The organism is Snodgrassella sp. B3837 (genome assembly GCF_026535955.1).
Classification (GTDB): Bacteria; Pseudomonadota; Gammaproteobacteria; order Burkholderiales; family Neisseriaceae; genus Snodgrassella; species Snodgrassella alvi_E.
In genome coordinates this window covers 332,414-350,871 of the sequence record NZ_JAFNPI010000006.1, presented here as the reverse complement: position 1 = coordinate 350,871, position 18,458 = coordinate 332,414, and the positions used below count along the sequence as shown (strand labels likewise).

The 18,458-nt window shown below is 44.4% G+C and carries 14 protein-coding genes and 1 tRNA gene; 5 read left to right on the top strand and 10 right to left on the bottom strand.

The window, feature by feature from the left end:
• Positions 1–299: 299 nt before the first annotated feature.
• Complete coding sequence (fumC, locus tag J3U67_RS02595; RefSeq protein WP_100140021.1) at positions 300–1,688, top strand: class II fumarate hydratase; 1,389 nt, start codon at positions 300–302, stop codon at positions 1,686–1,688.
• A gap of 100 nt (positions 1,689–1,788) precedes the next feature.
• On the opposite strand, the gene J3U67_RS02590 is transcribed toward fumC, so the two are convergent.
• The 6 genes from J3U67_RS02590 to J3U67_RS02565 all read right to left on the bottom strand — a co-directional run bounded on the left by J3U67_RS02590 (position 1,789) and on the right by J3U67_RS02565 (position 8,512).
• On the bottom strand, positions 1,789–2,232 hold the full coding sequence (locus J3U67_RS02590; RefSeq protein ID WP_267390149.1) for an META domain-containing protein: 444 nt from the start codon (positions 2,230–2,232) through the stop codon (positions 1,789–1,791).
• 90 nt (positions 2,233–2,322) lie between these two features.
• Positions 2,323–3,159 carry an RnfABCDGE type electron transport complex subunit B gene (locus J3U67_RS02585; RefSeq protein ID WP_267403628.1) on the bottom strand — a complete coding sequence of 279 codons (837 nt, stop codon included), beginning with the start codon at positions 3,157–3,159 and terminating at the stop codon, positions 2,323–2,325.
• Positions 3,160–3,288: 129 nt separating this feature from the next.
• Entirely contained in the window at positions 3,289–4,695 is a 1,407-nt protein-coding gene (locus J3U67_RS02580; RefSeq protein ID WP_267403626.1) for an efflux transporter outer membrane subunit, read from the bottom strand.
• Positions 4,692–5,948 (bottom strand): HlyD family secretion protein, encoded by a 1,257-nt coding sequence (locus J3U67_RS02575; RefSeq protein ID WP_267403624.1) that lies wholly within the window; start codon positions 5,946–5,948, stop codon positions 4,692–4,694. The genes J3U67_RS02580 and J3U67_RS02575 overlap by 4 nt, the downstream gene beginning before the upstream one ends.
• 24 nt (positions 5,949–5,972) lie before the next feature.
• Complete coding sequence (locus tag J3U67_RS02570; RefSeq protein WP_100140026.1) at positions 5,973–7,652, bottom strand: MFS transporter; 1,680 nt, start codon at positions 7,650–7,652, stop codon at positions 5,973–5,975.
• 784 nt (positions 7,653–8,436) lie between these two features.
• A tRNA-Thr gene (locus J3U67_RS02565) sits at positions 8,437–8,512 on the bottom strand.
• Positions 8,513–8,700: 188 nt separating this feature from the next.
• Between J3U67_RS02565 and J3U67_RS02560 the strand changes: the two genes are divergently transcribed.
• Complete coding sequence (locus J3U67_RS02560; RefSeq protein ID WP_100152432.1) at positions 8,701–9,939, top strand: uracil-xanthine permease family protein; 1,239 nt, start codon at positions 8,701–8,703, stop codon at positions 9,937–9,939.
• Between the two features lie 398 nt (positions 9,940–10,337).
• Here the strand turns inward: J3U67_RS02560 and J3U67_RS02555 are convergent, their stop codons facing one another.
• Complete coding sequence (locus tag J3U67_RS02555) at positions 10,338–10,541, bottom strand: cold-shock protein (protein WP_025330479.1); 204 nt, start codon at positions 10,539–10,541, stop codon at positions 10,338–10,340.
• A gap of 226 nt (positions 10,542–10,767) precedes the next feature.
• Here J3U67_RS02555 and clpS point away from each other — a divergent pair, with 226 nt between their 5' ends.
• Both clpS and clpA read left to right on the top strand, forming a co-directional pair.
• Positions 10,768–11,073: an ATP-dependent Clp protease adapter ClpS gene (clpS, locus tag J3U67_RS02550; RefSeq protein ID WP_100140028.1), complete on the top strand. Its 306-nt coding sequence runs from the start codon at positions 10,768–10,770 to the stop codon at positions 11,071–11,073.
• Positions 11,074–11,212: 139 nt separating this feature from the next.
• The gene (clpA, locus tag J3U67_RS02545) at positions 11,213–13,507 is read left to right on the top strand and encodes an ATP-dependent Clp protease ATP-binding subunit ClpA (protein ID WP_267390155.1); all 2,295 of its coding nucleotides are present in this window, start codon (positions 11,213–11,215) and stop codon (positions 13,505–13,507) included.
• A 244-nt stretch (positions 13,508–13,751) separates the two neighbouring features.
• On the opposite strand, the gene J3U67_RS02540 is transcribed toward clpA, so the two are convergent.
• From J3U67_RS02540 to J3U67_RS02530, 3 genes are all read right to left on the bottom strand, one after another.
• The gene (locus tag J3U67_RS02540) at positions 13,752–15,335 is read right to left on the bottom strand and encodes a sulfatase-like hydrolase/transferase (protein WP_267403618.1); all 1,584 of its coding nucleotides are present in this window, start codon (positions 15,333–15,335) and stop codon (positions 13,752–13,754) included.
• 7 nt (positions 15,336–15,342) lie between these two features.
• Positions 15,343–16,344, bottom strand: coding sequence for a 2Fe-2S iron-sulfur cluster-binding protein (locus tag J3U67_RS02535; RefSeq protein WP_267390159.1), 1,002 nt, complete (start codon positions 16,342–16,344; stop codon positions 15,343–15,345).
• A 187-nt stretch (positions 16,345–16,531) separates the two neighbouring features.
• Positions 16,532–17,323, bottom strand: a complete 792-nt coding sequence (locus tag J3U67_RS02530; protein WP_100140235.1) for a basic amino acid ABC transporter substrate-binding protein — start codon at positions 17,321–17,323, stop codon at positions 16,532–16,534.
• Between the two features lie 243 nt (positions 17,324–17,566).
• Between J3U67_RS02530 and panC the strand changes: the two genes are divergently transcribed.
• Complete coding sequence (gene panC / locus J3U67_RS02525) at positions 17,567–18,409, top strand: pantoate--beta-alanine ligase (RefSeq protein WP_267390160.1); 843 nt, start codon at positions 17,567–17,569, stop codon at positions 18,407–18,409.
• Positions 18,410–18,458 lie beyond the last annotated feature (49 nt).

The window sequence follows — 18,458 nt, the reverse complement described above, 5'->3', positions numbered from 1 at the left end:
ATTGCTGTTAGAGTGGCATGCAGTTAGGATCTTAGCTTAGGAATTTGTATCTAAGTTCAGTTAAGTGTTGATAGGTAAATGATGTTGGAAATTTATAATCAAATCTTATGTTTATATTAATATCTATTTACAAATGTGATAAATTGGTGGCTAAGATAGCTGAATCGCTGCACAATTAAGCTTCTTTAGAATGGGGATTAAATATATTCCAGAGGGTCTGCGAGTGTAGTTAATGCCTGACCGCTGCACAAATATTTGTTTTATTTTAAATAAAATGTGTGCGCAATCATGGAGACGTTATGAATACACGTATTGAACATGACAGCATGGGTGAGATCGCTGTATCTGAAAATGTTTATTGGGGAGCGCAAACTCAGCGTAGCCTGCAAAATTTTGATATCGGTGGTGAAACTTTGCCGCCAGCCATGATTCAGGCCATGGCTTTGGTAAAAAAGGCAGCTGCATTGACCAATCAGCAGCTCGGACGCATTAGTGACGAATGTGCCGGACTGATTGTACAGGCGGCAGAACGTGTTCTGGCTGGCGAACTGGCAGATCAGTTTCCTCTGGTTGTGTGGCAGACTGGTTCTGGTACGCAGAGCAATATGAACATGAATGAGGTTCTGGCTAATGTGGCAAACGAAATTGCCGGACAGCCTCGTGGTAGCTACAAACCAGTGCATCCAAATGATCATGTGAATCATGCTCAATCTACCAATGATTCATTCCCGACAGCCATTCATGTGGCGACGGCTATCCAAATTAATCAGCATTTGTTGCCAACAGTAAAAGCATTGAGAAACACATTGGCGGCGAAAGCTGAAGCCTTCAAGGATATAGTTAAAATTGGCCGTACACATTTGCAAGATGCTACACCGCTGACACTAGGACAGGAATTCAGTGGCTATGTTAGCCAGTTGGATCATGGTTTAGAACGTTTGCAACAAGCATTGCACTGGTTGTATGAGTTACCATTGGGCGGTACTGCTGTGGGCACTGGCCTGAACAGCCATCCGGAATATGCGGTAAAAGCGGCAGCAAAACTAGCAGAACTGACTGGTTTACCGTTTGTAACTGCACCAAATAAATTTGAAGCACTTGCTGGCCGTGATGCTGTGGTGTTTGCTTCTGGTAGCCTGAAGACACTGGCAGTAAGTCTGAACAAGATTGCTAACGATATCCGCTGGCTGGCCAGTGGCCCGCGCTGTGGCATTGGTGAAATTACTATTCCAGCCAATGAGCCTGGCTCAAGCATTATGCCGGGTAAAGTGAATCCTACTCAGTGCGAGGCTATGACGATGGTCGCAGCTCAAGTAATGGGTAACGACACGACGATTACAGTAGCTGGTGCGTCCGGTAACTTTGAGCTGAATGTGTTTATGCCTGTGCTGGTGTTTAATATTCTGCAATCAGTTCGCTTATTGGCGGATGCATGTAATAGTTTTAATCTGCGTTGTGCGGAAGGTATTGAGCCGGTACGTGAAAAAATTGATGCCAATTTGCATCATTCTCTAATGCTGGTTACAGCTCTGAACCGCCATATCGGCTATGAAAAAGCTGCTAAAATCGCCAAAACTGCCTATGCGCAAAATACCAGCCTGAAACAGGCTGCTATTGAGCTGGGTTTCCTCACTGCCGAAGAGTTTGATGAGTGGGTGATTCCTGAAGATATGATTGCTCCGCATTAATTCAGAGTAATTAAATAGCCACATTGTCTCGGAGATAATGTGGCTATTTTGTTTTGTAAGTGCTTGTAGATTATTTATTACTACTAAGGTAATGAAAAGATTAATGTTGTTCGTTGTCGGCGTCTTTTAATAAACGAGCTTCGACACGTACATAGTGCTGTTTATCTAACAGTTGCAGCCGCACTCCGGTGGTATCGTTGATGATACGCCATGAATTAACGAAACCGAGGGTACCGGTACCGGTGCGTTCATCTTCGATGTTGGCACACATTTTATCGATACCGAACGGTTGGCTTAGATGCAGAGTGTGGCGAAAATCTCGGTAGTTACCTTGGATATGATTACAGCCAAAAAAAGCATAATATTGGTGTGTATTTGGGTCGAAACGGATTCGAGCGCTGGTATCAGGGGTAGGCTCACCATTTAAAGTACGAATTTGCCAGTTACCGGACAGATAACGGGTATTGGGTTTATCTGCAATGGCACAGGCACTCACCATTAACAAGGCAGTCACGGTAGCCAGAATCAGTTTCAGCTTTTTCATTTGTTTAATTTCGTTAATTTATACAGCTAAATAATTTTAATTTAGCCTATAATTTTAGCATTTTTATTTAATTTTGTCAGGTTAAGCGCATTATTGTTGGGATTCGTGCTGTTGTTTGTATAAACGCAGCCATTCCTGTGCCTCTGCTTTTTGCTTTTCATTTCCATACTGGAAATCACGCATGGCGCGGCGGTAACTGGCCTGTTGCTGAGCTTTGGCAATCTGCTGTTGCTGAAATGAATCGTGATTATCCGGCACACGTCGTTGCTGCTGCTGAGTATGAGCTTTAGCCATGGCTTTGGCAATCAGAGCCGCTGGATTGATGTTGCTTGCTGAATTTAATTTAGTTGTTGTGGCTGAGGTTTTCTTCTGCCGTGCCTGTAGTTGCTGTTGTTTTTGTTTTTGTAGACGATGCAAGCGTTCGTTACGGTGTTGGAAACGGGTATGAGCCTGTTTAGCTGCGGCAAAGCGCTCATTTTGAATGTCTTCAGTTAAAACACGAGAGCGGGGTAACCATTGGTCTGCTACTGGCTGCATATGGATACAGTCTACCGGACAGGGGGGGAGACATAATTCACATCCACTGCATTCGCTGGTAATAACGGTATGCATTTGCTTTGTTGCACCAAAAATGGCATCTACAGGGCAGGCTTTGATACAGGCGGTACACCCAATACATTCGTCTTCATCAATGATGGCTATAGCCTTAGGCTGCTGAGCTTTATTGGTATCAGCAGGAGGGATAACCGGTACATTGAGTAATTGCGCCAGATCACAGATAACGGCCATTCCTCCCGGTGTACACAGATTAATGGCTGCCTCGCCTCGGCTTAATGCCTGTGCATAAGGGGCACAGCCCTGATAGCCACATTGCCTGCACTGGGTTTGTGGTAATAGCCGGTCGATGTGTTCTGAAGCAATAAACATAATAAAACTGATTAAACGAATACTAATTAAAAATCAATTTTAACATACTGGTTGTTGTGCCAATTTGCAGCAGGGTGCTGACTGACCGTTAAAAAAAATTATGCTTGTTTCGAGAAATAAGTCCTAGTATCAATGATGGGTATCAGTGTTTCTAGCTGGTGTCCAGCCGCCACCCAAGGCCTGATATAGTGAAACCTGTGCGTTCAGGTAATCCGCTTTACTCTGAATTAGCTGACTTTCTACACTGAGCAAATTGCGCTGACTATCCAGTACGTCTAAGTAAGGTGAATATCCGGCACGATAGCGGTTGCTAGCGTGATGTAGAGCACTTGCCAGTGCTTTCTGCTCCATTTCCAATGCTTGTTCCTGTTCTTGCAGACGGTAGCTAGCGGAGAGCTGGTCTTCCACTTCTTTTAGCGCTGTGAGCACGGTTTTTCGATAATTCCATGCAGCTTCGTTGCGTCTGGCTACATTCAAATCAAAGTTGGCCTTGATACTACCGCCTTCAAAGATGGGTGCCAGTATACTGCCGCCTATACTCCAGACGTTTACCGGTTCTTTAATCGGAGCAGTGGAAAAAATGCGGCCAAAAGCAGCACTGATTTTTACTGACGGTAGAAACTGTGCTCGCGCTGAAGCCAGATTGGCATCACTGGCAGCCAGTAATAATGAAGATTGAACTATATCTGGACGATTCTGCATCAGTTCAGACGGCAGCATGTCAGGAATGGCCGGTGCTTGCAGTTGGGATAATGGTAAACCACGCCCAATGGTGCGGCTGCTGGAACCAACCAGCATACTCAATGCATGTTCTTGCTGGCTGATACTCGATTGGACTACTGGAATCTGCTGCAATGTGGCGGCATACTCTGCTTGTGCCTGATTTAGCTCAAGTTTGGATGTATAACCAACATTGGCTTTGGACTGGGCAATTTTCAGTTCGCGCTGTCGTGCATCTAATGTTTTTTGTAGCAGATTGAGTTTTTCATCCAGAGCTCGTAGGGTAATATAGGATTTCACTGTGGTGCTGATTACACTCAGGCGTGTGGCAGCTTCGGCCGTTTCAGTGGCTTGTCGGTTTAAACGGCCAGCCTGATAGGCATGGCGGTTTTTACCGAATACATCCAGTTCATAGGCGGCCTGAAAACTGGGCTGTTCTACTCGTGTTAAAGTGGCCACTCCAAACGCATTCAGACTTTTCTGGCGGGTGGTGCCACCGCTGGCCTCCAGTGTGGGTAGCAACGAGGCGCGCGAGGCGTGTTCCTGAGCTAGTGCTTCCTGAACACGGGTCTGAGCCAGAGCTAAATCAATATTGTTTGATAGAGCTTCATTGATGAGCTGATCCAGCACAGGGTCATTCAGCTGTTTCCACCATTGAGCATCTGCGTTCTGACTAGTTGTTGTGGATTGTTCGTGCCAGTGAGCGGGGGCTTGTACTCGTGCTGTGGCCGGTACAGCCGGTATACGAGGAATACAACCGTTGAGGCTGATGGCCATAGCCGTAAGTATGGATAACTTAATCAATGGGGCGTTCATGCTTTCACCCTAGTGGTATCAATACTGACTACTACCGACATGCCGGGACGCAGGCGTTCAAATAGTTCATTATGGTTATCGATACGGATGCGTACGGCAATGCGTTGCGGTACTTTGACAAAGTTGCCAGTGGTAGTATCAGGTTTGATAGCGGAAAATTCACTGCCTGCAGCTGGTGAGATTTTTTCCACTGTACCTCTGATTTTGGTGCCGTTTAATGCGTCTACGGTAAACCATGCTGGCTGACCAACTCGAATATTGGCTGTCTGAGCTTCTTTGAAATTGGCCACTACCCATTTGCGTGCCGGTACCAGAAACATTAATTGTGTGCCAGCATTTACTAGTTGGCCATTTTTAACGCTGATTTCACTTAGACGGCCGTTTTCCGGCGCTCTCACTACCGTATTGGACAAGTCAATCTGTGCCAGACCTAGCTGGGCATGTGCATTATCCACATTGGCTTTCAGGCCGCCCTTATTGACATGGGTGCTTTTCAGGTCTTCCTGAGCAACGCGGTACTGGGCTTTGGCTTCTGCAACGCCGGTTTGTGCCTGTTTTAATGCGGCACGTGTCTGGTCACGCTCACGCAAAGACAGAGAGCCGTCTGCCACCAGTACATTTACCCTTGCCATATCGGCCTGTGCTTTTTCCAGCTGAGCCTGTGCATTGGCTATATCTGCTTCTCTGGCAACCAGATTGGCTTCTTTGATACGGCGGTTTTGTTCGTAATTAGCTAGGGAGCTATCTTGCAGACCAATTCCGGCTTCCGCAGCCGCTACTTTCTGTTTATAGATGCGATCATCTATCTGAATAAGTGGCTGACCAGCTTTTACTTCATCAAAATCCTGTACATATACTTTGGTAACATAGCCGGTGACCTGAGGGCTAATGATAGTGGTCTGGCCTCGTACATAAGCATTATCGGTAGAAACCATGGAATTGCGAAATGGTGGCAATTTCCATGCGCGTAAAATCATTAGAACACCCAGCATCAGCACCAGTACCAGCATAGCGGTGACAAACCATTTGCGTTTAGGTGGCTGCCACTGATTGGCTGATGGCTGAGTGGGTGACGTGTTATTCTGGCCGGCGGCCGCAGCACCGTTATTTTGATTTGAACTGGTCTGTTTGTCACCGGTCTGTGCTGATGAAGAGGCGCTGCCTAAATTTTGGGTGGCAGATGCCGAGTTTTCAGGCTTGTTTGTTTCGGTATCTGGTTTTTGTCCAGATGTGTTTTGTGGTGTGTTTGTCATTATTATCCTAAATATTATTTCAGCTTATTGTTTGGGCGGTTCCTGCATCGCGCGCTGGCGTGCTGCTGCAAAGCCTCTGAGTTCTTTTCCGATAGGGTTGGTGCCATGCAGCTGATGCCACCAGCGTTGTGCACCAACTACTAGAAAACAGATTAATGAACCAATGCCTACGGTAACGAATAAATCATTGTAAGCGGCTACTTGTGCCAGCATGGTATCTTGCTGAATCAATTTACTCACGCCATATGCGTGATTCCATGTGCTGTCGAAGCTGAATCGCTGGCTGGCTTGCGCATTTTGCTGGATGAGTTGATTAACCTGAGGGTCAGTTAAATAGGAACCATCGGCGCTATTGATTAAATGCACACGGGTACGGATGGTGATAAAGGCGTTCAGCAGAGCTGAACCAATTAGACCACCGACAGTTTGTGAAAATCCAAATACAGCGGAGAAGCTCATGATGTAAACAGGATCTTTGGCCAGCGCGCGAATCATACCCTCCATCATCACAGGACCGAAAAAGAATAATGATGCAAAAGCAATCATGAATTCTGGTAGGTAAAAATTCACTGGTCGCGACCACTGATTTTGTCCAACTTCCATAAAGCTGGCAATGGCGATGATGGCGAATGAAATCACCAGTGGTAATTTGATATCGGTAGGTTTGAATGTTAGTACGCTAGTCATTAGTCCCAATGCTGCGCCACAAGATGTTACGGCATAGAAATGAATCATCTGATCGTTACTTAGACCTAATGCTGTCATTAGACCAGCTGCCCCCATGTTTTGCTCGGACAGGGCTACGCGGATAAGTGAGCCGAAAACCAATACCTGTAACATGCCGTTGGTATGCATCATCCATTTGATATCAAACATTGGCCGCTTGCGGTTGTATTCAATAATTACGGAAAGCATACAGCATACAACGCCGGCAACAAACAGCCAGCCAATCCAGTCTTTGTCCCACCAGACAATGCGTCCCTGCACTGCACCAGCGGAAATAAAGGCGATGCCTGCAGCCATTAGAGGAAAACTAATTAGGTCGATTTTTTCGAATGATTTTTCCAGATAGCCAGAAGGAATAGGAAGTAGCCATACGGCTCCGCATACCAGCAACGCCATGCCAAGCTGAAAGCTGAACACTAGCTGAAATTGTTCGTGCTGCAACAGCAAAGGGGAAAGAAATCTGGCCAGAGGCTGGCTTAGCTGGGTCAAGCCGAGGCCGAGTAGTATGCCCTTACCGCGATGTATAGCGGGCATGGCTTGCATCATATAGTACATGGCCATGCTATTTAAACTGCCGCCTACGAGTCCGCTCATACCGCGAGCAAATAATTCCATATGATAATCATGGAAAAAGAATTGCAGGCAGTTGGTAATGATTAGTCCCGTAACGATATAGCTAACATAACGTGGCAAGCCGAAATTCTGTCGAATTTTAAATAGTAAGACGCTAATAATGGCACTAAACATGTAATAAGAGACTTGTATCCAGCCTCCTTGCTCGGGTGTCAGCCCCAAATAGCCTTGAATCTGAGGAATATTGGCCAGCATCATGCCATTGGTAAATCCGGCAGTTAAGCCTACGATCACGCCGATGATGGCATAGCAGACGCGGCGTTTCCACGGATGGTCCGGAAAGGAAGGGGAACCGGCCATCATTGGGCGTTCATGCGGTTTTAACTGATAGGTAGTATGAGACATGAGTTGATTATTGCAATTTACATTTATGCTGAGTCGGCCACAATTAAAAACGCCATCCAGTAATCCTGAGCAGCTCAGGTGGATGGGCGATGTTGGTTCAGCTTTTGCATATTCTAAAACAAATTATTGGTTTCTGCTAACAATAATTTAACAGATGTAATAGTTACTTGAGATGAAGATTATTGATTAACAATTTATTTTAATTGAATTTTTTTTATTTGCTGTATTGAATTATTAATTTGTGATGAGGGTGCTCTTATATGGATTGATTAATAAATACTAAAATTTATTAATCAGTTTTATTTATTGGTTGCATCTAATGTAGTTGGATAGTCTTGCCTAACAGTATTTTTTTGGATATAGATGAGAGTTTAACAACACAACCATTATTTTAAAGTAAATATAAATACCTGAATTAATTGTTTCAGTCATCAATTATGTAAATTGGGATGAGTTATGACTGTTTTTATGGGTGAAGGTGCTAATAAAGCGTTGGGAATGACTTGAAAAGCAAGATACTCAATGGATTTGAAGGAGTGGGAGGCTTCTTCGACTCTAAATCTTCAGAAAATAAAAGTCAGTATTTTATTTGTACCGGATGTTTTGTTTAGGCTGGCTCAACTGATTAGCGTTGTAATCCATAGGTTATATATTGTGCGGGTGCGTTATTATTAGACTAGGTGTGCAGAAGGGAAAACTTAGATTGTGGACTGATTATTCGAGAGATGTAATGATTAAATTGCAAATAAAAAAGCGTAATCGTTTGATTACGCTTTTTTTTAACTGGTGCCGGCACCAAGAGTCGAACTCGGGACCTTCTGATTACAAGTCAGCTGCTCTACCAACTGAGCTATGCCGGCTAAAGAGAGGCGCATTATGCGCAATAATGAACAAATACGCAAGAGTTAATGGGAATTATTTTTTAAATTTACAAATAAGGCTATGATTTAAAAATTAATTAAATTATTCAAGCTTTAGCTGATTGGCGACAAATTATAACTATTTTTTATTTGGTACTAGACTATAATGAAGAGTTTTTGATTATTTTATGGGGAGTGTCTGGGTGGGACACCAATTTAAACTAGCGCTGGCCGGCGCACAAATTTTATTTGTGGCCTTTGGTGCCATGGTTCTGGTGCCGTTGTTAACAGGGCTAAATCCAGCTCTGGCGCTGATGGGTGCGGGTGTAGGCACATTATTATTTCAGATTTGTACTAAACGTAAGGTGCCGATATATCTGGGTTCTTCATTTGCATTTATTGCCCCGATTATATATGCCATGCAGGAATGGGGGTTGGGTTCGACTATGTTTGGCCTGTTCGCTGCTGGCTTTATGTATTTTGTCTTTGCTGCGCTGATTAAGTGGCGCGGGCTGGCTTCGGTGCACCGTTTGCTGCCGCCGGTGGTTATTGGTCCGGTGATTATGGTAATTGGGCTTTCTGTGGCGATGGTAGCCTGTAATATGGCTATGGGTAAGTCCGGAGATAAACAAGTTGTGGATTATGCGCATTCGCTGTTTTTGTCGGGTTTTACTTTTGCGGTAACAGTTATTGTGACGGTATTCGGCAGTAAGATGATGCGTTTGATTCCGATTCTGATAGGTGTGGCAGCCGGTTATATAATGGCATTGCTAACCGGAATGGTGGATACCAGTGCTATGGCTGCGGCGCCGTGGTTTGCTGTTCCCCATTTTGCTACTCCGCAAGTTAATTGGCAGGCTGCGCTGTTTATGCTGCCGGTAGCGATTGCGCCGGCTATTGAGCACATTGGCGGAATTATGGCTATTGGTAAGGTGACGGGTAATGATTATGTGAAAGACCCCGGTTTACATCGAACTTTAGCTGGAGATGGTTTGGGTGTGTGTATTGCCGGTTTAATCGGCGGCCCTCCGGTAACAACCTACGGTGAAGTTACAGGTGCGGTGATGATTACCAAGAATAGTAATCCGGTAATTATGACATGGGCAGCTGTGTTTGCGATTTTAATGGCCTTTTTTGGCAAATTTAATGCTTTTCTGAGCTCAATTCCATTGCCTGTAATGGGCGGTATCATGTTGCTACTATTTGGCACGATTGCTTCTCTGGGGCTAAAAACGCTGATTGATGCTAAAGTGGATTTAATGCAACCGCGTAATCTGGTGATTGTGAGTTCTGTTTTGATTGTGGGTGTAGGTGGCATGGTTGTGAAAATCGGTACCATGGCTTTTGCTGGTGTAGGGCTATGTGCTTTACTGGCGATAGTGCTGAATTTACTGCTTCCAGCCGGAACATCCGTTCAAGCAGAATAACGATCAGATTTGAGTTGAAGACCGCAGCTTCTAATAGGCTGCGGTTTTTTTGTGCAGATCGGTAAGAAGTTTAGATAAATAGAACAGCAGGGTGGTTAATATGGTTGCTTATGAGATTGTAATCTGATGGGGAACGGATAGGATTTTCTGAATCAGGACATTATTCAGGTTTTTAAGTACAATAAATTAAAAATCGGACCAGCTATTTATTTAGCAAATTCAGTTATTTATTTGAATTCTATTAAATTTGATGTGTCTAAACTAACCAACTGGTCCTGATTGAGCTGATATGAATAAATGACAGGCTACTGGTAATTGCAGAATGTAAGTATATTCAGTATCAAACAGAAAATAGCGGCATTGCCGCTATTTTTGTCTAACCGGACAACCGGCTAAGATTAAGCTGCCTGAATGTTGGCCGCTTGTTTACCTTTTGGACCGGTGGTCACGTCAAAAGATACGCGTTGACCTTCTTTCAAGGTTTTGAAGCCGTTCATATTGATTGCAGAGAAATGAGCAAACAAATCTTCACCACCTTCATCAGGTGTAATAAAACCAAAACCTTTAGCGTCGTTAAACCACTTAACAATACCAGTTGCCATGAAACTTCCTATACATAAAAAACAAAATAAAGAACAAGTTTGCGACACAGTAGAACCTACAAATTAGTGAACAGATGTACAACTATTTGTTTGGCAGTCTATGTCTGACTTGTTAAGTAGTCTTTTTACATAGGTTAAGAACTAACGTCAAGCAAGCTTACCGAAAAATGATAAAATTATTAAAACCGTTACTAAAAACCCACAGATACATGTAGATTTATGCACAATGTCAAATACTAGAACACAAACTGTTAGCCAGAATCAGGAAAGCATGTTAAAGCCACCGAAGCGCTATAAAGTGGTATTGTTGAATGATGATTACACACCGATGGATTTTGTGGTAACTGTACTCATGGAAGTGTTTCATTTGCCACATACTCAGGCGATTGCCATTATGCTGATGGTGCATGAGTCTGGACGCGGTGTGTGTGGTGTGTTTCAGAAGGATATTGCCGAAACCAAATGCAATCAGGTGCTTGAACGTGCCGAAGCTGCTGGCTTTCCTTTGCGGTGTCTGACTGAAGAAGAATGAGATGTTGTATTAAAACCTAGATGCCACGGTACACTCGGCGGGTGTTACTTGATTTTTAACGTGAGTGCTTCATGTATATGCTGATAATGCAGTGTGATGTATTCTGAATTGAAAATGTTACTTTGTCAGGAGGTCGGGTATGATTTCGGCGCAACTAGAAAAAATTCTGCAGTATGTTTATGCCGAGGCTCGGAACCATGCGTTTGAGTTTATTGGTGTGGAGCATTTACTGCTCGGCCTGTTGCAGCAAAGTGAAGAAGTGAGTGGGGTGCTACGGGCTGTAGGGGTGGATAATGAATTGCTAGCCAAACAGCTTCAGCAAAGTATCCATGAGAATACTCCGGTGTTGCCGGAAAGCGTAGCAGAGCAGTCTGAGTTGGAGCCTACGCTTGGATTTCAGCGTGTATTGCAGCAGGCAATTGTGCATGTACGTGCTGCGCATACTGAAGGTGAGGTGACACCTGTGGATGTTCTGGTGGCCATTATGTCAGAAAAGGACAGCCACGCGGTTTATTTTCTTGAATCGCAGTCAGTGAACCGTCTGGATGTGCTGCGCTATCTGACACTTGGCAATCATAATCCGGTTCAGAATAAAAAAACTGAACAAAATAATGAGGCAGATGCGGGCAAGGCAGAAGTAAAAGCTTTAGAAAATTATACTGTTAATCTGAACAGGGAGGCTCTTGCCGGCCGAATTGACCCGCTTATTGGCCGTAATGAGGAGATGCAGCGCCTGATTCAGACATTGTGCCGGCGGCGTAAGAATAATCCTTTACTGGTAGGTGAAGCCGGTGTGGGTAAAACGGCACTGGCAGAAGGGCTGGCTTATATGCTGGTACATGATAAGGTGCCAGAATCTATCAAAGGATCAGTGGTTTTTTCGCTGGATATGGGCGCTTTGCTTGCCGGTACTAAGTATCGCGGTGATTTTGAAGCACGCATGAAAGCCGTTATTAAAGAATTGGGCGAACTAGATAAGGCGGTATTGTTTGTTGATGAAATTCATACCATTATAGGTGCCGGCAGTGTGTCTGGCGGCACGATGGATGCGTCTAATTTGCTTAAGCCGGCATTGGCTAAAGGTAGTATGCGCTGTATTGGCGCCACAACTTATCAGGAATACCGTACTATTTTTGATAAGGATCATGCTTTAAGCCGACGATTTCAGAAAATAGATATTGTAGAACCATCGGTAACTGAAACGGTGCAGATATTACAAGGGTTGCGACCTGCATTTGAAAATTTCCATCAGGTACGCTACACGCGAGGTGCGCTTCAGGCAGCTGCTGAGTTGTCTGCTCGCTACATTAATGAGCGCTTTCTGCCAGATAAAGCTATTGATATTATAGACGAGGCCGCGGCAGCACAAAAAACCCAGCCGAAATCCAGACAACGTAAAGTTATCGGCCGTGCTGAAATTGAGGCGATTGTGGCAAAAGTTGCACGTATTCCAGAAACCACTGTTTCACATGATGATAAGCAGGTATTGCGCTTTCTGGCTGATAATTTAAAAGCAAAAGTATTTGGACAAGATCAAGCTATTGATGTACTGGTAGCGTCGATTAAAATGGCGCGCTCTGGTCTCAAACAGCCGGATAAGCCGATTGGCAGCTTTTTGTTTGCCGGCCCGACCGGCGTTGGCAAAACTGAAGTTGCCAAACAGCTGGCGCAGCTCCTGGACTTGCCTTTGCTGCGGTTTGATATGTCGGAATATATGGAACCACATGCTGTTTCGCGTCTAATAGGTTCTCCGCCGGGTTATGTGGGCTTTGAGCAGGGCGGATTACTTACTGATGCAGTCAATAAGCAACCATATTGTGTGCTGCTGCTGGATGAAATTGAAAAGGCACATCCGGATGTGTTCAATGTGTTGTTGCAGGTGATGGATTATGCCAATCTTACGGATAATAATGGACGCAGTGCGGATTTCCGGAATGTTATTCTGATTATGACCACCAATGCCGGTGCTGCTGAATTGGCTAAGCCTAATTTGGGCTTTACAGGAAAGCGTGGACAAGTCGATAGTCTGGCCGTTATTGAGAAAGCGTTTTCGCCTGAATTCCGCAACCGTCTGGATGCAATTGTGCCATTCACGGCTCTGGATCAAGCGATAATTGCGAAAGTCGTGGATAAGTTTTTGTTGGCACTGGAGCAGCAGTTGCTGGCTAAACAGGTGGTGGCAGAATTTACACCAACTTTACGCAGCTATTTGGCCAAACACGGTTTTGATGCTGCACTGGGTGCTCGTCCCATGCACCGGTTGATTCAGGAGCGTATTCGTAAGCTGCTGGCTGATGAGTTGCTCTTCGGCCGTCTGAGTGAAGGAGGTGATGTATTGATTGATTATTTGCCGCAGTCTGATGAAGTGAAGCTGGTTTTTTCTGCCGCCAATCAATCCGGTTCTAAGAAAAAGGAATCGGTAACAATTGAATGATTTGATTAAGAAAGCTAAAATTAAAATAAAAAAAAGTGTGGCGAAACGCCACACTTAAACACACACATCAAGAGGAAACCAATCAAAGTAAATTCATTATAATGTTTTCATTTGAGTGTGTTTTGATACAAATCAAATGAAAATGTTTAAGAAAATTAAATCAAAATTAATGTTATATCCCTGCTGAATAAATTTGGCAGGGATATTTATTTTTTATTACAGATAGTTAGTATAGTGAGTTTATTTACTGTAAATCCGCAGGCAAAGGATCATTCCGCAGCTGTTTGACGGATTGTAAATGCTGGTTGAAGTCGAGAACCTGCGGATTGTTACTGTTTGCCGTGCTGAAAAACTGATTGGCAAATGGTAGTTGTGGTGAGTGGATGCCCAACCATTGTGCAATTCCGTCTAATAGTTCCAGCCCACTACGCTGAGCCTGATTGTGTGTCTGCCGAGGCTGACCACTGTTGATAATGACTAGCGGGACATGATAATTCTGATAAAAATGGTCGTTGTGGCGCAGGATGCTTGAAGAACGTACTAAACTGTTTTTCTCAAAGGTGTTTTTGTCATGACTCAGGCCATGGTCACTAAAATACAACATGCTGAAAGGCTCACCATTTTGCTGCAATGTTGTATATATCTGGCTTAATAGAGTGTCTGTCTGACGAATGGTATCGATATAGCAATTACTGTTGTTATTTTCCACATAGTGCTGTGGTGGGTTGGGCAGCCGGTCGCATGGATTGGGATGAGAACCCATAATGTGCAATACAATCAGGCGGGACTGACCAGCAACCAGAGGCTGAGCCAGTACTTTCTGCAATGGCTTAATGAGCTGATTATCATAACTGCGTTGGCCGAAATCGTAGCCGGTAGTTTTTAGAAATGTGATGTGATTGGCCTGATGAGCAATCGTTGAAATGGATGTATCGTATTGTCCAAGTGCCCCCTGATTTGACAACCATGCTGTATCCATACCGGCTTTTTTCGCTAGAGTAATCACATTATTCTGAATTGAGAATGATTTACCATGGCTAAGGGTAAGACCATGTAAGAGCGAGATGGGCGTATTGGGACCGGCAGACAGCATGTTATCCATGATGATGCTGGCGTGCCTGTCCAGAAACGGGGTGTCCGGATATTTGAATCCGTATAGATGTAAATAATCTGCGCGGGCACTTTCACCAATAATCAATACATAGTTGCGGTATTGCTGTTGACTACTGCTAATTTGCCAATTATCTGGTTTAGCTAAGTCGGCTTTCATCTTTGCTAGTTCGGCGAAGTAGGCACGCGGTTGCAGATAAGCATCGGCCAGAAATTCTATTGGCTGTGCACGTAGGGCAAATCCACCGGTAGTATAGCCTTTGCGCGCTGTCTGTACTGTCATTACCATTAGTACGATTACAAACGGAATAGCCCAGTAGCCGCGCCAGCGTGGGACAGCCGTATGGCGGCTGAAACGCATAATGAGTAGCGGTATAGCGGCCAGAACAATTGTCATTACATAGGTATGCCATGATATGGCTGCTATGTATTCACTTGCTTCACTGGCTGTGGTACTAAGTAATGAAGTGACGATGCCAAAACTCGGTCTTCCGTACAGAGTCGCAGTAGGATGATAGAACAGAACAATGATTGCGCTCAGCCACATCATGATGCACCATAGTCGTGAGCAGAAACGTTGCAATAATATGCTGACCAGCCATGTTTCAATAATGCGGTTAGGATTTGGCGGGTAGGCCAGTGCATAAATCATTACGATGCTGTAAATAAGTAAGAGTAATACATTCAGTGCATAATGTTTACGGGGCGTTAGTTTCATAGATCACTCAGACAGCTGGGGTGAAGTTATCAGCAAAAAATGCGTCTTCAGGCAATCCAGCCTGATTTGTAAATAAATTTTTGGCCTGATGTATCATTTGCGGATGGCCGCATGCATACACTTCATATTTACTCATATCTGGATGAGCAGCCAGTGCCGCATGTTGAACATAGCCACGTGCACCTTTCCATAATGCCGATGGATGCGACAATACAGCTGACCACTGTGCCTGTGCTAACTCAGAACAAAGCTTATCCAGCACGGCAGCATCATACAATTTTTCTTCTGCTGCCATACCCCAGTAGATTGATACCGGTAGTTGAAATTGCTGTTGATTCAGTGTTTCCAACATGGCTTCAATCGGTGCAATACCGGTACCGGAGGCCAACATAATAAGTGGTTTTTGCTGACGGTTTAACTGAAAATTGCCCAGTGGCCCGTGAAAATGCAGAATGTCTTTCGGGCGCAAGCGGCCATCAAAGAGTTGTTCGGAAAAGACGCCACCATGGTGACGTCGTACATGGATAATTAACTGCCGGCGGTTTGTGTCAAAACCCGCTATCGAATAACTACGGCGCTGATTCTCGGATAGCACAATATCGATATATTGGCCGGCAGTGAAATGAAATGGTTTTCGCTGTGCCAGCTTCAGCGATAGGATGGCAGTATGGCCACAATAGCGAATATCTTCAATTCGTGCAGTCAGCGTTTGTACTGGTTGTGCTGAATGGCCATTATAGTTGGGCAAATATAGAGTTAGGTCTGTTTTGGCACTTTGGCAGCACAGTAATATATCCTGCTGATTTGTGTCATTACTGTTCAGGGCAGACTGTGGGTTGATTTCAGTAGTTTGACCCTTGACTAGCTGAGCTTTGCACGCTCCGCAGCAGCCGCTTTTACACGCATGCGGCAGCATGATCCCCTGATCGATTGCTGCCTGTAGCAGTGATGTTCCCTCTGGTGCCTGAAAAGTTTCACCAGCTGGTAAAACCGTTATTTGATAACTCATTTTAGTTTTAGCTTATTTTAACGAGTTGGCTATTTTAGAACGCTGTGAAATAAAAGCCAAATGTGCAGATGCGTTTTGAAAAAATGGAAACTAAAGTAGATATGGCTTTGGCCAGAATGTTGACACATACAGTTCAGCCCGCTATTTAGGATAACGGGCTGTTTTTCTTCTGAATGCAAATTAAATTTTAGTTGGAAAAGTATTTTGCATATATTTTGTCATATTCGCCACTAGCGCGGATTTTTTTAAGTGCATCATTCAGTTTCTCCACAGTGGCTGTATCGCCTTTGCGAACCACAAAGCCGTAATGGTCAACACCGAATTCAGGTACCTTATTAATGGTGAATTTATCAGCACCGTTGGCTTTAACATAATTACTGATTACGGCACCATCGGATACCATGGCTTCTACACCACCATTTTCAAGCTCTTTGATGGCTAGGGGCACGCTGTCAAAACGGGCAATTTTTGTGCTTTGCGCACCCAATACTTTTTGTACTGCCAAATCACCAGTTTGGCCTGTGGCTACGGCTACACGATGCATATTATTTAATTCAGCCAGCGAATGGAATGTTTTGGCTTTTGGTGTAAGTACCATCATAGAAATATCAAAATACGGGTCACTAAATAGCATACTTTGTTTACGCTCATCAGTGATGGTCACACCGGAAGCCACAATGTCTAGATCGCCGTTATTGAGGCTGGCAAATAGTCCATCCCATGGCTGATCTTTAAACTGTACTTTGAAATTGCCAGCTTTGGCCATGGCATTGAGCAAATCAATATCAAAACCGGTGAGCGAACCATCGGCTGTGCGGGATTCAAAAGGTGCAAATTCGGCATTGGTGCCAACTATATAGGTTTTATCTGCACCGGACTGAGCAGGTGCAGAAGCAGAATTGCTGTTGCTGCCACCACAGGCAGATAGTATCAGTGCAGAACACGCGGCTACAGCGGTCAGCCAGTATTTGATTTTCATATACACTCCCTGAATTCTATTGAAATTATTGGCTGAAGGCTGCTTACCATACAATGGTTTGCAATTCAAAATATGCATCCTTATCGCCATGTATGGCTTGATAGTAACATATTTCACTGTTGAAACAAGCTTTATCCGTACACTGTGATACTGCTTAGCGGTGCTATAATCCCGCTTTCATGGAGACATGACTTTACATAATTTTGTGCTGGTGTAATTTGATTAAGTCTAACAGGATAAATAATGCATATATTTCATACCATTACTGAACTGCGTTCATGGCGCAAGCAAGTGAAAAGGGTGGCTCTGGTGCCGACAATGGGAAACTTGCATGCCGGTCATCTGGCTTTGGTGCGTACTGCCAAAGCACACGCTGATGCGGTAGTGGTGAGCATATTTGTTAATCGCATTCAGTTTGGAGTGGGCGAAGATTTTGAGCTATACCCGCGGACATTGGCTGAGGATGTGGAAAAGCTGACTGAGGCCGGTGCTGATGTGGTGTTTGCGCCGTCAGAAACTGAATTGTATCCAAATGGAACGCAGCAATATTTTGTTGAACCGCCGGCTATTCAGAATGAGCTCTGCGGCCGTAGTCGTCCTGGCCATTTTCGAGGTGTGGCCACAATTGTGACAAAGCTCTTTAATATTGTGCAGCCGGATGTGGCGTGTTTTGGTAAAAAGGATTATCAACAACTGGCGGTAATAAAGGGAATGGTGCAGGATCTGAATATGGATATTGACATTATTCCGGTTGAAATTGAGCGTGCTGATAGTGGTTTGGCTTTGTCTAGCCGTAATGGCTATCTGACAATTGAACAACGTGAACAGGCAGCGCAGCTATCGGCGCAGTTGAGGACTATGGCTGAAGCAATGCGAAGAGGAAATCGGCAATTTGCTGCTTTAGAAAATAGTGCAGCAACCTATTTGCAACAGCATGGCTGGGAAGTGGATTATATTGAAGTCAGACACGCACAAACGCTGACAAAAGCTCAGATTTCTGATAAAAATCTGGTAATTGTTGCGGCTGCTATACTGGGGACGACACGTCTAATTGATAATTTAGAAGTGCAGTTGGAGCACGAATAAAATAAAAGAGTCTGTAAACCGGATTTTAACCAAAAGGCAGCGTGAATAC